The following is a 14,338-nucleotide window of genomic DNA, read 5'->3' on the forward strand; positions in this document are numbered from 1 at the left end:
CGCATTCCTATTCCGACCGAAATTGCGTGTGACATGCCAAGCATGTCTGGCTCAGCATCATAAACACGCCATCCGCCGGCATTTCAGAAAGTTGTGCCTGGTTTGGACTGCCGCCCATCATTCCGGCACCCATCATAGAACCGCCACCCATCATGGATGCGCCGCCCATCATGCCCGAACCATGGCCCGACCCGGACATCATCAACCCGTTGTCCGCCGCAAGCACAAGGCCTTCAGAGTAGGTTTCCAACTGCCTGGCTAACTCGGCAAATGAACCCCAATCCTGCCAGATCTCCGATTTGGCCTCCGAGGGTTTGCCATCAGATCCCTCTGGAAACAGCTTTGTCATGCTCTCGCCAGCGTGACGCCCGATTTTCTTGGCCTCGCTTCGTACCGTTTGCGCATTGTAGGGCGTTTTCCCCTGCATCATCGGCGTAAGGATCTTCATGCTGTCCTTCATCGCGGACATACCATCCATGCGTTCTTTGACGATGCCGGTTGCGCCACCATGCGCCAGGGCGGCGGCTGCAAACAGAGAAACCAGGGCAACGCCTGTGGTCATTTTCAGAATGTTCATTGTTTTGTCCTTGTCGTCTGCTTCGACGCGCCCAGGTTGAGCGCAATTCGACTGGTCAGATCAGGACACGCGGCGGTGGTGGGTCAAACGCCGCGATACCGAGAACCCGGTATTGGGCTCGAGGGATCGAGTATCTTTGTTCAGTATCTTGGGGGCCAGGCGGTGGTGGACCCATCGAAAATAGACCAACAGCGTTGCAAATCGTTCCGCCATGACAATGTCCGGGATGACCCTGCTTGACATGCTCAACGTCCGCGGAGTCCGTTTGGTCAATCACGTGCTGAGAACCACTGCCATGTGCATGAGCAGAATCGGCCGTCACAAGCAGCCCGCCAATAGTCAGCACCATTGACAGTATGATGTAACGAATTGCACTGCGCATTAGGCTTGTCACTTTCAGAAAATCCCGTTTTCCTGCTGTAACTCTCTGATGTAAGCCACGATGCCTTGCACATCTGCACGGGTCAAGCCATCGACCGGCGGCATATTGCCGAACTTCCAATGGTGTGCCCGAACTCCATTCTGGACTGCCACATAAAATGACTCGTCCGAATGGTGGCTTGGTTCATAGATTTTATGCACCAAAGGTGGTGCAAGGCCTTCCAGACCTGTTGCATTCGCGCCATGGCACGCCGAGCATTTGGCGTCGAATGCCACTTTGCCGACGGCCGCAAATTCGCTTAGCTGGTCCGGCAGAGTGACGTTTTCGATTGGGTCTCCTTGCTCCAGTGCTGACGTATCGGGCGGCGTCATCGAGTGACCTGTTGGTTGCTGATTTAAGTTGTAGACGAACGCGGCGGCGCCTGCGATCACTACTCCGCCGATCAAGAGTGTAAGTTTATCCATCTCTTTTCTTCACATGATTGTCAGTTCTTAGGTTCAACGCGCGCAAAAAAAATCGGCCTGACCAAGGTCAGATCAGTTTTACCTGAGTGCCCACAGTGGCCAGTTCGAACAATTCCGCAATCTGCTCGTTGTACAAGCCAATGCAGCCGTTGGAGGATCTTCTCCCGATCTTGCGCGTGTCGTTGGTGCCGTGGATCCGGTAGTATTGCCAGCTCAAATAAAGTGCATGTGTCCCCAGAGGATTCTCCGGACCCGGGCCCACATAATCGGGCCAAGCGGGGTTGCGCTTTTTCATTGCTGGTGTCGGTCGCCAAGACGGCCCTTCGACCTTGCGAGTAACTGTGGTGTAGCCCAGCCTTGTAAGGTCTTCCGTCAGCGGTACGCTGGTTGGATACATTCGGTAGACGCTTTCGTCTTCCGACCAATATTGCAGGACCTTGGACTGTGTATCGGAAAGGATCACACCATTCTTAAGCGTATCAAAGTGGTCCTGCCATTTAGCAACGCGGAATGAGGAAACATTGCGGCGCGTCCCCTCAGTTGCCGTTGATTGGGCCCAAACGGCCGGTGCTGGAAAAAGCGTCGTCGCAGCAAACGCGGCAATCACTCCACGTCGCGTAACAACCTTTCCTTCTTTGCTCCGTTTCATGCCTGCCATCCCAAAGTTTATTCTTTTTTTCCGACTCAAATAACTCGTATGCCCGGTTCCTGCGCTGGAAGGTCAACACGCAAATGACATTTCATATGGGATGTCTCGTCTGAATTGTCGTTGCCGTTGGCGCAGGGATATTTCCTTAGAAGGCGGACCCAAATCATCAAGTCATTGTGGAAAAGCAATTTTTCTTGGACGTAACTCCAGGCTGCTTTAAGCAAAACCTGACTTTCTTGAATCAACCGAACACAAAAAAGCAACGCTAACAATTGCTTAGTTCTTGGTGAATTGATGTGATCACCCGTCGATGCGAGGGTAGCAGGCACTACAAATGACAATCACAGTGGACTAAACACCATGTCCTTCAGGAAAGCTTTCCAAGCACTGGCCGCACTTTTGTTCATCGGCGCTTGTACCGAAACAACGTCAATATCTGCAGATAGCGAGCCCGGAACGCTTTCCCAAGTTCCTGACGCCGTAGCCCAGATTGCTGCTCCGGGCCAGGACCTGAACGCAGTGAAAATCATGCCTGAGGACGGTTGCTATTGGTATCGCTATGTTGGGCCAGTTGAAACAACCTACCTACCACTTAGGACTATTGAAGGGCGCCCAATCTGTACGCGCGCCTGACAAGCGCCTGTCAGCTGGTCGCGGTCAGAAGCCGCTCGGGAGGGTAGAGATGAGCCGTGGACCCTGGCCTGACACGATCATAAAGCCCGATGATATGTGGCATCGCCATCCTTACGCAGCCAGAACTTGCGCGACCTCCGATAGATCTTGGATAAGGCGTTCCGTGAATTCGCAAGTATGTGTCGCGACCACCTTCGTAGAGATAAAGCGCCCTTGATCCCAATGGGTTTGTTGGCCCACCCGGCACACCATTTGCGAATTGCGCATATTCATCAGGGTCGCGCTCAATCATTTCGGCGGTGGGAGTCCAACGCGGCCATTTGGCCTTTCGCTTGATTGTGTAGACTCCGGGCTCGTAAAGATTTCCCCGCGCAATGGCTACGCCGTAGCGCATTGCCGTACCGCCGTCTTCGATAAAATATAGATATCGCGCTACCGCATCGACATGTATGTCACCCGAAACAAGCGCCCGGTTGGTTTGCACACGCTGAGGCAGGAAACGTGGGTGTAACCCCCAGGGATTGGAGGTCGCGGGATCAAAATTGGGCGGCGTTACTCTGGCGTCCCATACCGACCATTGCGAAGCCGTCGCCGATTTCACTCCGAAAACTGGCTGAGAGAAAATAGCGAGCGAAGTCGCAACAAAATGTCGTCTGGTCAACACTGATAACGCTCCTGTTGCTTGGTTTGGTTGCCGGATCTTTCAGATGGTTGAAGACAATCAATCGCACAATCCAACATGTCCACTCAATAATTCGTTCAAATCGATTGGCTACCTAAATGTGGGCATTCAAGACACAGGCATAATCGAACCCTTTGCGCATCAAGTACCAAGCCTCAAGGTAACAATTATTGCAAAGCGGATGCATCTCATGAGGCTCCTGCGGCATTTCGCGCGCAATTTTAATCAGCGCGGCCTGGCACTTGGATCATCGTCCAAGGTACAAAACTGATGCGCAGCGAGTGGGTCGCTCGCCACCGGACCATGCACGGCAGGGCAGTTCAATCACGGCGACGGGAAGGACGGCGAAGCTGCCGTACTCACAACGCCGTGCCAGACGCCCGGCAGATTTATCGAAAGTCTTCTGGGTCCAAAGGCACACGCAGACTAGTTTTGGCTGAAACACCTCTCCTTAACAAACCGCAAACGTCGCTGAAGCGGTTTTCTGTGAAGCAATCTTAGGTTAGGTGATTTGCTGATCTGCATACCCAACTCACCGTCACTTCAATTCACCCAATCGCAGCCATGTTTCCTGCGCATCGAGGAGGTTTACGATGGAGCCCTAAGCGGACGGTGTGAAATTTATTATCCGGGCTAAAACAGTGTATAGAAGAAGGCATTATTGATGAACAGCATGGAGACTTGATGATCAAGTTTTTACCTAAATTTCTAATCGTAGCGGCGCTTTGTACGATCCATTACTCTCATGTAGCCCTCGCGCAAAGTCACAATCACGACGAGGAAGCCAAGCCTTACGCTGGTCTGCAATCCAGGACCATCAAAAGCTTATCAGAGACCGATTTAGAAGAGCTGCGGCGCGGCGGAGGTTGGGGTTTTGCTTTACCAGCGGAGCTGAATGGCAAACCAGGCCCAGCACACTTGCTCGAATTGCAAGATGAACTTGGACTTTCGAAGGATCAGGTGGAAAGAATTGGCGCGATCTATTCAGAAATGCGCAAACAGGCAATCGTCGCAGGCGAGCGGTTTATTGAGGCCGAAGCGGCGTTGAGCGAAGCGTTTGCCGGTGACCAGCTTGACTTAGCCGAGTTAAACAAACTTGTTAAAGCGGCAGAAACGGCCAGGGCCGAATTACGACTGGTTCATCTGTCCCGGCACCAGCAAACAACACCGCTGTTGAGCGCAGATCAAATCCAGCAATACAGCATTCTAAGAGGGTATGCGAACGACCCGTGCTCCAATGTGCCCGAAGGCCACGACCCAGCCATGTGGAAAAAACACAACGGTTGCCGCTGAATCCTTTTGAATTCAGCGCAATCCAATGCTGAGCACGGATCTAGGAAGTCTGATTGCCCTTTATCCAATCTCTCAGCTGTGTCGAGCAAACACCCTCGTCGTCCCATCCAGACCAACGAGCAAGGTTTCATAAGGTTCTCGTTCGTCTGAAAAATCCATGCCGGGTGAACCCATCGGCATGCCTGGAACTGTCAGGCCGAGGCCTTTAGGGTGTTCGGACAAAAGTCGATAGATGTCTTCTGCCGGGACATGACCTTCGACAAAATAGTCCCCAATAATTGCAGTGTGGCAACTGGAAAGCTCATCTGAGATTTTCATTTGTTCTTTAAGCGACCACAGCTGCTCCTGTTCCATGTCTAGCGTATCGGCGCGAAATCCTGCGGAAATCAGGTGATCTACCCACGCGGAACAACAGCCGCAGGTTGGCGTCTTGTAGACTTTGATGAGTGGGGCTTCTTGACCGACGGAAGGAGTGGCTAACACTGCTGCTGTACCCGCTAGTAAAAATTCGCGTCGTTTCATTGGTCTCTTCTCCGCTTCCTCATGGGACTACAAAGATATTGTGCCAAGGCCAAACTTTTCAATGTTACCGGACTGAGCATCAATCGGGCAGTTTCGATACAAGGTCTGAATCTCAATCCAAATAACACTGGTCGCCAAACGTTTTGTGTGTTGCGTCGCGTATGGCTCAAGTTCACTCGAGCGCTCGGCAATGGACCTCGCGATAAACGTCGTGGTGAGGTCCATAGCATCCTTCTAAGCCGTGGCCACGCCAATTGCCTTGGTGGTGCCTGCCCGTGCACCCTGACAATGCAATCACTATGACCAAGAATGCCGCTCTGCGCGGGTGCTTGATCCAATGTTTATGTTTCATGTGCCAACCAACTTAGTAGCAATCCGGCTACATATGCTTTGACGCAGGTCAACTCCCCATTGCGGCAGCTTTTACTTAGCGGCAGTAAACTGACTCCTTGCTAACCTGAAGACGCATATGGCACGTTAACTAGGTCGATGAAGCAAACATCTAACATCTCCAATCCAATTTTCGCTGGTTGCTTAAATGGAAAGCCGTTGCGGGAACATGTCGTCCATGACAAACCGAGAGCATCACTGTACCGCTGTCAGATGACTCGGAGTCTTGATATGACATCACCCATCTGGATCCTCATCACTCCAGTGTCCAATCTCGTAAACGCCCTGCTTTTTCATGCGACGTATGAACGATAGGTAGTTACCTACGCGGTCGATCTCATCCAATTCACCGGTGGCATAGGCGACCGCAATCATCTTGAATTGGGCCTCAAGATCTTCCGCAATTTTTTCGTCTCGTCGGGCGAGACCCTTTCAAGTCCCCAAAGAAGCAGTAGTTGTTTTGTCTTCGCTCCAAATCTCATCGAGATAGGCCTTTAGATTAAGCGCGGGACTATTCGCGCCCAGCTTGCCTACGGCTGTCTTTGCCCCCTAAACTTGGGCCACTACTTTGGCCGAGAAGGGGGAACAAGGGATGGCTCGGAAGCGATACTCGGACGAAGATATTCTGAAGCTGCTGCGTGAGATTGAACTGAAGCTGGCAGATGGCGACGATGTTCGGACAGCCTGTCGTGGTGTCGGTGTCAGCGATGCGACCTACTACAATTGGCGGCGTCGGTTCGGTGGCATGGGCAAGTCGCAACTGTCGGAGTTGCGCAGCCTGGAGAAAGAAAATACCCGGCTGAAGAAGATCGTGGCCGAACTGGAACTGGACAAGCTGATCCTCAAAGAAAGTCTGAACTACCTAAAACCGAGGGCCTGACGACGAGCCAACTTCGTCAGGCCGTCATTCATGCTCGCCAGAAGCTCGACACATCAGAGCGTCGCACCTGCAAGGTGGTCGGCCTTGCACGCAGCTCCATGCAATACCAGGCCGTAGAGAAGAACGATGATGCTCTTCGACTGGCCATGATCCGTCTGGCCAAGAGCTATGGCCGGTATGGCTACCGTAAGGTGGCGCAGCTACTTCGGGTCGAGGGCTGGCGTGTCAATCACAAGAAGGTAGAACGGCTGTGGCGGGAGGAAGGTCTGCAACTCCCGCAGCGGCACAAGAAGAAGCGTCGCCTGTACCACAAGGACAGCTCGATCATTCGACTCCGACCGACGCATCCTAACCATGTCTGGAGCGTCGATTTCGTTCACGACAAGCTGAGCAATGGGCGGAGCTACAAGATGCTCACGGTTTTGGATGAATACACCCGCCAGGCGCTCGCAGTGGAAGTTCGGACCCGCATGGGTTCTGAAGATGTGCTGGAGGTTCTCTACGGGCTGTTCCTGCGCCACAGAAAGCCTGATTTCGTTCGAAGCGATAACGGCCCAGAGTTCTCTTCACGGGCAACCCAGAGTTGGCTCGAGAAGGTCGGTGTGAACCCGATCCGGATCTACCCGGGCTCTCCCTGGGAGAACGGATACAACGAGAGGTTCAATGGAACGCTCCGCCGCGAGGTTCTCAATTCCGAATGGTTCACAACGACCAAGCAGGCACAGATCGTGATCAATTGCTGGCTCAGGCAATACAACCACACCCGACCGCATCAGGCCCTCAACATGCGCCCACCAGTCCCCGAAACTCTAGTCCGAGATGGCCCAGAACACGGGGGCTAGACACGGCCTCCCATATTGGTTGAAGCGATTCAGTAAGATTTCTTCGACTGCTAGTCATTTTTCTTCACCTCGCAGTTCAGCAATTCTACGTAGTTGGCCCAATCGAGAGACCGCCACTAAAACTGATGAGCATGAGCGGCGGAGCATCAACTTAGCTCCGCCACCAGCTTTTGTTGACTCAAGCAGTCAGTTTAGATTGACGTTTTACCCCCCCAATCGTCAGTTCCCGAACCACATCTCGTGTCTCGTTCGGGTAGGCACGAACAAACCCAGCCTCGCAGGGGATAGTCTCAACTTCTCTTCGATCCAATGCTGGACCAAAATGGACCGCTGCTATCTCAAACTGTCACGCCATTTGGCCCAGCGTTACATAATGTTTTTCAAAAGCCTGAATACTTTCTTCAGTGATGTAGCAACGGTAGCGCTGCGTGTCCGGGTTTCGCATTTTTTTCTGCTTTAGGTATCCACCATCCCGCAACAGCCGGATTGACCCGACGCTAATTCTCAAGCGCGCCGCCGCATCCAGAAGCGACAGATCGCCGGAAAACACGCGCTCCGATTTCTCCAATATCTCAGCGCAGTCGACAAGAATTCCAGCCAACCCTTCCACGTCCGGATCTCTCCAAACGCCGGTCAGTTGGCCTGTTGCCCAATCGGCGACAACGCGAGCCAGGGCCACCCTGCTCTGTCGGCTGTATTCCGAGAGGGGCAACCTATGACGTGCCCGAGAGGCAATGCGTAGGCCTTCAATCCTAGTCAGCAAGGTCTGTACCGAGGACGATGGAACATAGCGCAGAGACGTTCCAAAAAGATAGGCTTCCAGAACATTCTGTCGGATCAGCGCCTTCGCCCTCATCCGCGTTCGCCACGTGGCAGATCAGCAGGAACAGGCGCCTTCGGTGTCTGATCTGCAAATCAGCCCTGAATTTCCAAAAAGAAAGTCAGGATTAACGAAATCGGTCTGGATGCTGGGGGAAGGAAGTTAGGCGCAAATGGCAAGGTTCTGTCGCTGGTGGCAGAACTATGTGTCGCCTTACAATTACTGTGGAACGTCACTGATTTTTGACTCAATCGACAGCCAAAACCTCAATAAAACTGCAAATCGCGTCATTCAATTCTGACCCAAACGTCAAGCATTTCTGACCCAATCTGAATAGCGGTCCTTCATCAAAGCTGCGGCTAAGGTCTCAATAGAGCCCAATCCGGAAGCTGCTCGTCGCATTTGTTCGCATATGCGGCAATACGAATACCAAAATCATCAGCCGTAATGCAGCAAGAAAAGCAGCCGTTCATGCGAAACGCAGCGAGTTTTCCGACATCGACGTCCGACTTGCGGACAAAGCTACCATTGCCACGTTAGATCAGATTAATAGGTTTGCAGTTTCATGCTCTAATCAGAACAGATGCCCATACGTGCGAATTGCATGCTGTCTGTTTTGCAGTTCAAGTTTGGCGTAGATTTTACTTGTGTGGTTTCGAACGGTTTTTTCACTCATTTGAAGACTTCTAGCAATTTCTTTACCACTCATTGCTTGGCAGATGAGTCTCAGCACGTCCTGTTCGCGTTTTGTCAAATCGTTAAAGTCCGTCGTTTGTCCGGAAGATGTAAACTCAAGCAAACTCTTGGAAAAAGCGCGCCAGGCAGGTTCATCGCGTTGGATAATGTGATTTTTTCCCTCTAAAGCAGACATTGTCGCTCCGGGAATTTTCTGAGCGAGACGTTGTCCTTCTTCAAACGGAATAACCTGATCGTTCCTTGAATGGATCACCAGTGTTGGAACTGAAACCTTTGGCAGAAGGCTCTCAACATTTACGTCAGCGCGCGCCATAAGCAGGTCGGCCCCTGTCTCAGGCAAAACGGTCTTTTGGCAAAGATCTGTGAACCATGAGCGCTGTTCGACTGCCGCGCCAGGAAGAAATCTTGATGTGAATACATCTTGGAATGCTGGGTTGTCATTCTCCCAACCCAAGCGAAATATATCGATTACAGTCTTGTAGTTCTTGGCGGCAACCGGTCCACGGTGGTTACTGCCCCTTGCATAGCCGCCAACAAGTATCATCCCAGCGACCCTGTCGGGATACATGAGCGAATACGCGATAGAAGTCGCCGCACCCTGAGAAACACCCAGAAGATAGAATGGTTCATTTATTTCAGCGGCGTCGATTACAGCTTCGAGATCATCAACCCAGTAATCAATACTCAGATTCTCAACTCGCTTGTCAGATAATCCGCAGCCTCGCTCATCATATCGAACAAGGGTGAATTGACTTTCTAACATTTCGATCCAGTGAGACCAAATTGGACTGTCGAGATCATAACTGAGATGCGTAAGCCAATTAGCCGCCTTTACCATGGGCAGGCCGTTTCCGGATTTGCTCCACGCCAGCGACGTACCATCGCTTGAGGAAGTGTATCTAACGGTTCGCATGTCCTTTTTTAGTCAATTTGGGGCAAATGTCCCAACAATTTCCCGTCGTTTTGAGTCTAGCCGGGACATGTGTCCGATAGGTTGAAGGACAGATGAGTGACACCATTGTGAAATTCAGATTGGAGGTCATCACATGAATAAACAATTTGACGCATCACTACACGCTTCGCCGTCCCGGTCCCAAATTTCGCCCGCTCCCTGCGTGGGGCTACATTGTTCCGGTGCTGACGGAAGCCAGTGGCGCACTCTGTTTGCCCGGATGAGCGATGAAACCAAAACAATAGCGCCCGACCTAATTGGAACCCTGTCTCGGGGTCATAAAATCCCCGACGGGCCGTTCACATTGGAACACGAAGCTGCTTCGATCATCACTGAGATTGCGAAGCTTGGCAGGCCCGCTCACTTGATTGGACACTCCTATGGAGGAGCGCTGGCTTTGCATATCGCCAGAGCTCGACCCGACCTTGTTCGATCACTTTGTCTCTATGAACCAACTTTGTTCAGCCTACTGAAAGCCGGAGAGGTGACTGATGGTTTATTGTATTCCGAGATTGTTAGCCTCACAAACGCAATACGAACTGGCATAGAAGAGGGATGCGAAGAGTTTAGCGCACAGGTTTTTACTGATTTTTGGGGAGGACTTGGCTCTTGGCAAGCCCTGAGTCGTGAACGCAGGTGCGCTATGATTGATTGGGTTCACAAAGCCCCAAGCGATTTCGATGCGCTTCTGAAAGAACCTGACCCAGAATACATTCTTTCTGAGGGAGTTCCCTCTACGATCATTCGCGGATCGCAGACGCATGTGCACACAAAGCGCATCGCAGAACTTCTGGCATCCCAAGGCAAGCTTGTTGAACTAAAGGTTCTGAAAGGTGCTGGCCATTTGGGTCCCTTTACCTTCAAGGAAAGTTTCGAGATGGAGGTGCTGTCGCATATTAGAACTGTTGACCGCCGCGACATGGCTTCAATGGAAGTCAAGCCGATCAGTAGATCGTGAGCCGGGGACACTGGAAATCTAGAAAAAACGACCGACCGATCTGGTCTGCGAGCGTTCGGTCGTTGTGCAGCCGCACTAACGTCGAATGGGCGCCCGCATTGGGCTCGATGTTGTCATTTTCTCAAACGCTAGGAATGCTCTCTTTGCGGATAAAGCAGAAATCGCTCGATCACTAAAAAACATCAGGCGGCTTAGCCAAAGGTCCCCAAGTTTCAGGGTCTGGTAGACCGACACTTGACCATGCTTCTTGCAAAACTCTGGAGTCTGAAGATCTTGTCCGCGGCAAATCATCCAAAATATCAAACCAAGGCATTTTGCTTTCTATTCCGGAGTGGACTGAAGGAGCAAAGTTTTCCGGTTGGTCGAGGCTCGAAGTATGCAGGACCAGATAGGCCGTTTCTCGTGGCTTTACGAGCTTATAAGTTAGGCTTGCCCCGCATCTGGCACAAAAGCCACGATTTGCTATCGGCGTAGTTGCGAAGTATCGAGGTTCCTCGGTGAGAAATCGAACAGCAGAAGCGGGAAAAGCCGCCCATGCATTAACTGCTGAACCAGAAAATTTTCTGCAACAACTACAATGGCAATACCCGGTGCTTATGGCAGGCGCGTTTATTTCATACCGTACTAACCCACAGATGCAGCCACCAGTTATTAAGGTTTTGGCCAATTCATCTTCATCAAAATCCAGAAAACCTCCCTCTTCTCCGGGTTCTGAAACGGTCATGTAGACATGTATTGGACTATCAGTTCTCTTGAGTCTTTTGTGACCGCAATCCGCCAGCGGAAGATCTATCTTGCCCGCTATTTGCGCCATTACTTCTCCTGAAACCGCGATTCCACCTGGTTCCGCTATTGCTTCAAGCCGTGCCGCAGTATTTACGCCGTCTCCGAGAATATCGTCGCCGTGTACAACGACATCACCGAGAGAAACGCCGACGCGTAAGATGAGAGGGTCGTCACTGTTCGACCGGCGTGCTTCGCGTGCGCAGGCTCTTTGAATGTTAATTGCACAATTGACCGCCTCAAAGACACTCGAGAACTCAGCCAAAAACCCATCGCCAGTAGACTTAAAAACACGACCCCGGTTTGCTTCCACCTGCATGCCGATGATTTCACGTTCTAGTCGAACCAACTTAGCTAATGTTCCGCTTTCATCGCGTGATACCAATCCCGCGAAACCGACTATATCGGTGGCCAAAATGGCCGCTAATTTGCGTTCCATCTCCGTTGCTCCGAGCTAATGATCTCCAATTGGTGCCTACTTACTTTAGCATAAAGTCGGTCGCATCGAGCCACGGTAACTTGGGTTTCAATATTCGCTTTTGAGAGCCCGCCTTGGGCTCAGTGCGGACGTTCAGTGATTTCAGCCCGATGTCTGTCTTGCGGACGAAGCTGGCTTTGGCGACGCAGTTCGAAAAGTTGCAACAGTCCGAATGCGCTCGTTCGCTTGGTCCCCATCTTTGATCCTTCGTTTCCCAACTATAGGTGCGGACCAATTAAATGGGGGGGGCGATCAGTTCTGGCTATACAATATCGAAACATTCAACAACATTGTCTTCGAAAATAGCCTCAAATACGCGAAAAAACACAAAATACTCTGATGTTAACAACGGGTTAATGTGGGGAAAAATATGAACCCTGTAGTTAATTTTTATGAGTTGAACATGGTTAAGCAAAAAAAAGGGACCTATTCCCTACGCTAAGTGGCAGTAGCGCCGTGGCCCACGGTGTTAAAGGGAATGGCTCCCTGTCGAACTTTAGTAGGATTATTGAGCCAGCAGGCGCGTTCGTTTTTTGGACTTGTATTTTGGTCTATTGCCTTTGTCTTTGCCCCCTAAACTTGGGCCACTACTTTGGCCGAGAAGGGGGAACAAGGGATGGCTCGGAAGCGATACTCGGACGAAGATATTCTGAAGCTGCTGCGTGAGATTGAACTGAAGCTGGCAGATGGCGACGATGTTCGGACAGCCTGTCGTGGTGTCGGTGTCAGCGATGCGACCTACTACAATTGGCGGCGTCGGTTCGGTGGCATGGGCAAGTCGCAACTGTCGGAGTTGCGCAGCCTGGAGAAGAAAATACCCGGCTGAAGAAGATCGTGGCCGAACTGGAACTGGACAAGCTGATCCTCAAAGAAAGTCTGAACTACCTAAAACCGAGGGCCTGACGACGAGCCAACTTCGTCAGGCCGTCATTCATGCTCGCCAGAAGCTCGGCACATCAGAGCGTCGCACCTGCAAGGTGGTCGGCCTTGCACGCAGCTCCATGCAATAGGCCGTAGAGAAGAACGATGATGCTCTTCGACTGGCCATGATCCGTCTGGCCAAGAGCTATGGCCGGTATGGCTACCGTAAGGTGGCGCAGCTACTTCGGGTCGAGGGCTGGCGTGTCAATCACAAGAAGGTAGAACGGCTGTGGCGGGAGGAAGGTCTGCAACTCCCGCAGCGGCACAAGAAGAAGCGTCGCCTGTACCACAAGGACAGCTCGATCATTCGACTCCGACCGACGCATCCTAACCATGTCTGGAGCGTCGATTTCGTTCACGACAAGCTGAGCAATGGGCGGAGCTACAAGATGCTCACGGTTTTGGATGAATACACCCGCAGGCGCTCGCAGTGGAAGTTCGGACCCGCATGGGTTCTGAAGATGTGCTGGAGGTTCTCTACGGGCTGTTCCTGCGCCACAGAAAGCCTGATTTCGTTCGAAGCGATAACGGCCCAGAGTTCTCTTCACGGGCAACCCAGAGTTGGCTCGAGAAGGTCGGTGTGAACCCGATCCGGATCTACCCGGGCTCTCCCTGGGAGAACGGATACAACGAGAGGTTCAATGGAACGCTCCGCCGCGAGGTTCTCAATTCCGAATGGTTCACAACGACCAAGCAGGCACAGATCGTGATCAATTGCTGGCTCAGGCAATACAACCACACCCGGCCGCATCAGGCCCTCAACATGCGCCCACCAGTCCCCGAAACTCTAGTCCGAGATGGCCCAGAACACGGGGGCTAGACACCTTAAAGACGCATCGGTCGCACGCTACTTATCGGTCCTGATGTAACATAAGGCTGTTACTTATGAAGTGGTAACCTGCGTTTCCATCTTTGAAGACTTTATCAGGAGTTAATCTTTCTAGTCGCCAGCATGAGCGTCTGGGTATGGTTTGAGTGAAGGGAATGAATATGAGAGTTAGTACTGGATTTGTTTGGGTTCTTGCTCTGGCATTATCAATTGGCGGGGTTGATTTAGCGTTAGCCAAAGACAAGGGCGGCAAGTCCAAAGACAAGAAAGTGCAAGTGGACGGCAAGCCAAGCAAGGGTAAAAAGGCGGTGCCGCCAGGGCAAATCAAGAGGTACACGCGCGGTGCAAAGCTTCCCAGCGACCTAAACTACTCAAACATCAGCGACCTGTCGAATTGGAAATTGAAACCACCGGGAAAAGGAAATCGCTATATTCGCGTCAATGATGAAATTTTGGAAGTTACGGATGACCTCTCGACTGTTGTTGATGCCATAGGCATCGTAGGAGACTTGGCGAAGTAATGCTGCTTTAACTGTCCGTTCTGGGCTCGAAGTGGTCATTCGGCAAATCGCAAAGGATGTCCACAT

Annotated in this window: 18 protein-coding genes and 2 pseudogenes; 10 read left to right on the forward strand and 10 right to left on the reverse strand. The window is 51.8% G+C overall.

All coding sequences use genetic code 11. The features are described 5' to 3' along the window. Window positions 1-7 precede the first annotated feature (7 nt). The 4 genes from ACR3EJ_RS20495 to ACR3EJ_RS20510 form a co-directional block, all read right to left on the reverse strand. On the reverse strand, window positions 8-577 hold the full coding sequence (locus ACR3EJ_RS20495; protein WP_170546168.1) for a cytochrome c: 570 nt from the start codon (window positions 575-577) through the stop codon (window positions 8-10). A 60-nt stretch (window positions 578-637) separates the two neighbouring features. Then, a complete protein-coding gene (locus ACR3EJ_RS20500; RefSeq protein ID WP_157054267.1) occupies window positions 638-820 on the reverse strand; it encodes a hypothetical protein in 183 nt (60 codons plus the stop codon). A 153-nt stretch (window positions 821-973) separates the two neighbouring features. Then, window positions 974-1,423, reverse strand: coding sequence for a c-type cytochrome (locus ACR3EJ_RS20505; protein WP_170546171.1), 450 nt, complete (start codon window positions 1,421-1,423; stop codon window positions 974-976). 67 nt (window positions 1,424-1,490) lie between these two features. After that, window positions 1,491-2,081 (reverse strand): L,D-transpeptidase, encoded by a 591-nt coding sequence (locus ACR3EJ_RS20510; protein ID WP_170417888.1) that lies wholly within the window; start codon window positions 2,079-2,081, stop codon window positions 1,491-1,493. A gap of 351 nt (window positions 2,082-2,432) precedes the next feature. Between ACR3EJ_RS20510 and ACR3EJ_RS20515 the strand changes: the two genes are divergently transcribed. Then, entirely contained in the window at window positions 2,433-2,705 is a 273-nt protein-coding gene (locus ACR3EJ_RS20515) for a hypothetical protein (RefSeq protein WP_170481362.1), read from the forward strand. 10 nt (window positions 2,706-2,715) lie between these two features. Here ACR3EJ_RS20515 and ACR3EJ_RS20520 read toward each other — a convergent pair whose 3' ends face one another. Continuing rightward, window positions 2,716-3,369: a L,D-transpeptidase gene (locus ACR3EJ_RS20520; RefSeq protein ID WP_170546174.1), complete on the reverse strand. Its 654-nt coding sequence runs from the start codon at window positions 3,367-3,369 to the stop codon at window positions 2,716-2,718. A 702-nt stretch (window positions 3,370-4,071) separates the two neighbouring features. Here ACR3EJ_RS20520 and ACR3EJ_RS20525 point away from each other — a divergent pair. Next, complete coding sequence (locus ACR3EJ_RS20525) at window positions 4,072-4,680, forward strand: Spy/CpxP family protein refolding chaperone (protein ID WP_480423452.1); 609 nt, start codon at window positions 4,072-4,074, stop codon at window positions 4,678-4,680. 72 nt (window positions 4,681-4,752) lie between these two features. Here ACR3EJ_RS20525 and ACR3EJ_RS20530 read toward each other — a convergent pair whose 3' ends face one another. After that, window positions 4,753-5,202: a DUF411 domain-containing protein gene (locus ACR3EJ_RS20530; protein ID WP_170546176.1), complete on the reverse strand. Its 450-nt coding sequence runs from the start codon at window positions 5,200-5,202 to the stop codon at window positions 4,753-4,755. Window positions 5,203-5,829: 627 nt separating this feature from the next. Next, complete coding sequence (locus ACR3EJ_RS20535) at window positions 5,830-5,967, reverse strand: hypothetical protein (RefSeq protein ID WP_170546179.1); 138 nt, start codon at window positions 5,965-5,967, stop codon at window positions 5,830-5,832. 217 nt (window positions 5,968-6,184) lie between these two features. Between ACR3EJ_RS20535 and ACR3EJ_RS20540 the strand changes: the two genes are divergently transcribed. Both ACR3EJ_RS20540 and ACR3EJ_RS20545 read left to right on the forward strand, forming a co-directional pair. After that, window positions 6,185-6,472, forward strand: a complete 288-nt coding sequence (locus tag ACR3EJ_RS20540; RefSeq protein WP_170703282.1) for a transposase — start codon at window positions 6,185-6,187, stop codon at window positions 6,470-6,472. Between the two features lie 26 nt (window positions 6,473-6,498). After that, window positions 6,499-7,314 carry an IS3 family transposase gene (locus ACR3EJ_RS20545; RefSeq protein WP_480423638.1) on the forward strand — a complete coding sequence of 272 codons (816 nt, stop codon included), beginning with the start codon at window positions 6,499-6,501 and terminating at the stop codon, window positions 7,312-7,314. Window positions 7,315-7,660: 346 nt separating this feature from the next. On the opposite strand, the gene ACR3EJ_RS20550 is transcribed toward ACR3EJ_RS20545, so the two are convergent. Continuing rightward, on the reverse strand, window positions 7,661-8,170 hold the full coding sequence (locus ACR3EJ_RS20550) for a hypothetical protein (RefSeq protein ID WP_170546182.1): 510 nt from the start codon (window positions 8,168-8,170) through the stop codon (window positions 7,661-7,663). A gap of 538 nt (window positions 8,171-8,708) precedes the next feature. Continuing rightward, the gene (locus tag ACR3EJ_RS20555; RefSeq protein WP_170546185.1) at window positions 8,709-9,668 is read right to left on the reverse strand and encodes an alpha/beta fold hydrolase; all 960 of its coding nucleotides are present in this window, start codon (window positions 9,666-9,668) and stop codon (window positions 8,709-8,711) included. Window positions 9,669-9,876: 208 nt separating this feature from the next. Here ACR3EJ_RS20555 and ACR3EJ_RS20560 point away from each other — a divergent pair, with 208 nt between their 5' ends. Further along, window positions 9,877-10,740 (forward strand): alpha/beta fold hydrolase, encoded by an 864-nt coding sequence (locus tag ACR3EJ_RS20560; RefSeq protein ID WP_170546188.1) that lies wholly within the window; start codon window positions 9,877-9,879, stop codon window positions 10,738-10,740. Between the two features lie 172 nt (window positions 10,741-10,912). Here the strand turns inward: ACR3EJ_RS20560 and ACR3EJ_RS20565 are convergent, their stop codons facing one another. Beyond that, complete coding sequence (locus ACR3EJ_RS20565; protein WP_170546192.1) at window positions 10,913-11,962, reverse strand: GFA family protein; 1,050 nt, start codon at window positions 11,960-11,962, stop codon at window positions 10,913-10,915. 655 nt (window positions 11,963-12,617) lie between these two features. Between ACR3EJ_RS20565 and ACR3EJ_RS20570 the strand changes: the two genes are divergently transcribed. The 5 genes and pseudogenes from ACR3EJ_RS20570 (at window position 12,618) to ACR3EJ_RS20590 (ending at window position 14,272) form a co-directional block, all read left to right on the forward strand. Then, window positions 12,618-12,827 carry a transposase gene (locus ACR3EJ_RS20570; RefSeq protein WP_480423455.1) on the forward strand — a complete coding sequence of 70 codons (210 nt, stop codon included), beginning with the start codon at window positions 12,618-12,620 and terminating at the stop codon, window positions 12,825-12,827. A gap of 208 nt (window positions 12,828-13,035) precedes the next feature. Then, window positions 13,036-13,182 (forward strand): annotated as a pseudogene (locus tag ACR3EJ_RS20575) (IS3 family transposase); the annotation flags it as partial. A 188-nt stretch (window positions 13,183-13,370) separates the two neighbouring features. Beyond that, window positions 13,371-13,475: pseudogene (locus ACR3EJ_RS20580) on the forward strand (hypothetical protein); the annotation flags it as partial. 27 nt (window positions 13,476-13,502) lie between these two features. Next, window positions 13,503-13,742 (forward strand): integrase core domain-containing protein, encoded by a 240-nt coding sequence (locus ACR3EJ_RS20585; RefSeq protein ID WP_480423312.1) that lies wholly within the window; start codon window positions 13,503-13,505, stop codon window positions 13,740-13,742. A gap of 164 nt (window positions 13,743-13,906) precedes the next feature. Next, entirely contained in the window at window positions 13,907-14,272 is a 366-nt protein-coding gene (locus tag ACR3EJ_RS20590; protein WP_170546195.1) for a hypothetical protein, read from the forward strand. Window positions 14,273-14,338: the final 66 nt, after the last annotated feature.

The sequence above is a fragment of the Ruegeria sp. AB11 genome (genome assembly GCF_056536325.1).

Excerpts from the sequence above, each read along its gene's own strand:
- ACR3EJ_RS20495 (WP_170546168.1), bottom strand. The coding sequence starts at position 577 with ATGAACATTCTGAAAATGACCACAGGCGTTGCCCTGGTTTCTCTGTTT.
- ACR3EJ_RS20500 (WP_157054267.1), bottom strand. The coding sequence starts at position 820 with ATGTCAAGCAGGGTCATCCCGGACATTGTCATGGCGGAACGATTTGCA.
- ACR3EJ_RS20505 (WP_170546171.1), bottom strand. The coding sequence starts at position 1,423 with ATGGATAAACTTACACTCTTGATCGGCGGAGTAGTGATCGCAGGCGCC.
- ACR3EJ_RS20510 (WP_170417888.1), bottom strand. The coding sequence starts at position 2,081 with ATGGCAGGCATGAAACGGAGCAAAGAAGGAAAGGTTGTTACGCGACGT.
- ACR3EJ_RS20515 (WP_170481362.1), top strand. The coding sequence starts at position 2,433 with ATGTCCTTCAGGAAAGCTTTCCAAGCACTGGCCGCACTTTTGTTCATC.
- ACR3EJ_RS20525 (WP_480423452.1), top strand. The coding sequence starts at position 4,072 with ATGATCAAGTTTTTACCTAAATTTCTAATCGTAGCGGCGCTTTGTACG.
- ACR3EJ_RS20530 (WP_170546176.1), bottom strand. The coding sequence starts at position 5,202 with ATGAAACGACGCGAATTTTTACTAGCGGGTACAGCAGCAGTGTTAGCC.
- ACR3EJ_RS20535 (WP_170546179.1), bottom strand. The coding sequence starts at position 5,967 with ATGATTGCGGTCGCCTATGCCACCGGTGAATTGGATGAGATCGACCGC.
- ACR3EJ_RS20540 (WP_170703282.1), top strand. The coding sequence starts at position 6,185 with ATGGCTCGGAAGCGATACTCGGACGAAGATATTCTGAAGCTGCTGCGT.
- ACR3EJ_RS20550 (WP_170546182.1), bottom strand. The coding sequence starts at position 8,170 with ATGAGGGCGAAGGCGCTGATCCGACAGAATGTTCTGGAAGCCTATCTT.
- ACR3EJ_RS20555 (WP_170546185.1), bottom strand. The coding sequence starts at position 9,668 with ATGGTAAAGGCGGCTAATTGGCTTACGCATCTCAGTTATGATCTCGAC.
- ACR3EJ_RS20560 (WP_170546188.1), top strand. The coding sequence starts at position 9,877 with ATGAATAAACAATTTGACGCATCACTACACGCTTCGCCGTCCCGGTCC.
- ACR3EJ_RS20565 (WP_170546192.1), bottom strand. The coding sequence starts at position 11,962 with ATGGAACGCAAATTAGCGGCCATTTTGGCCACCGATATAGTCGGTTTC.
- ACR3EJ_RS20570 (WP_480423455.1), top strand. The coding sequence starts at position 12,618 with ATGGCTCGGAAGCGATACTCGGACGAAGATATTCTGAAGCTGCTGCGT.
- ACR3EJ_RS20590 (WP_170546195.1), top strand. The coding sequence starts at position 13,907 with ATGAATATGAGAGTTAGTACTGGATTTGTTTGGGTTCTTGCTCTGGCA.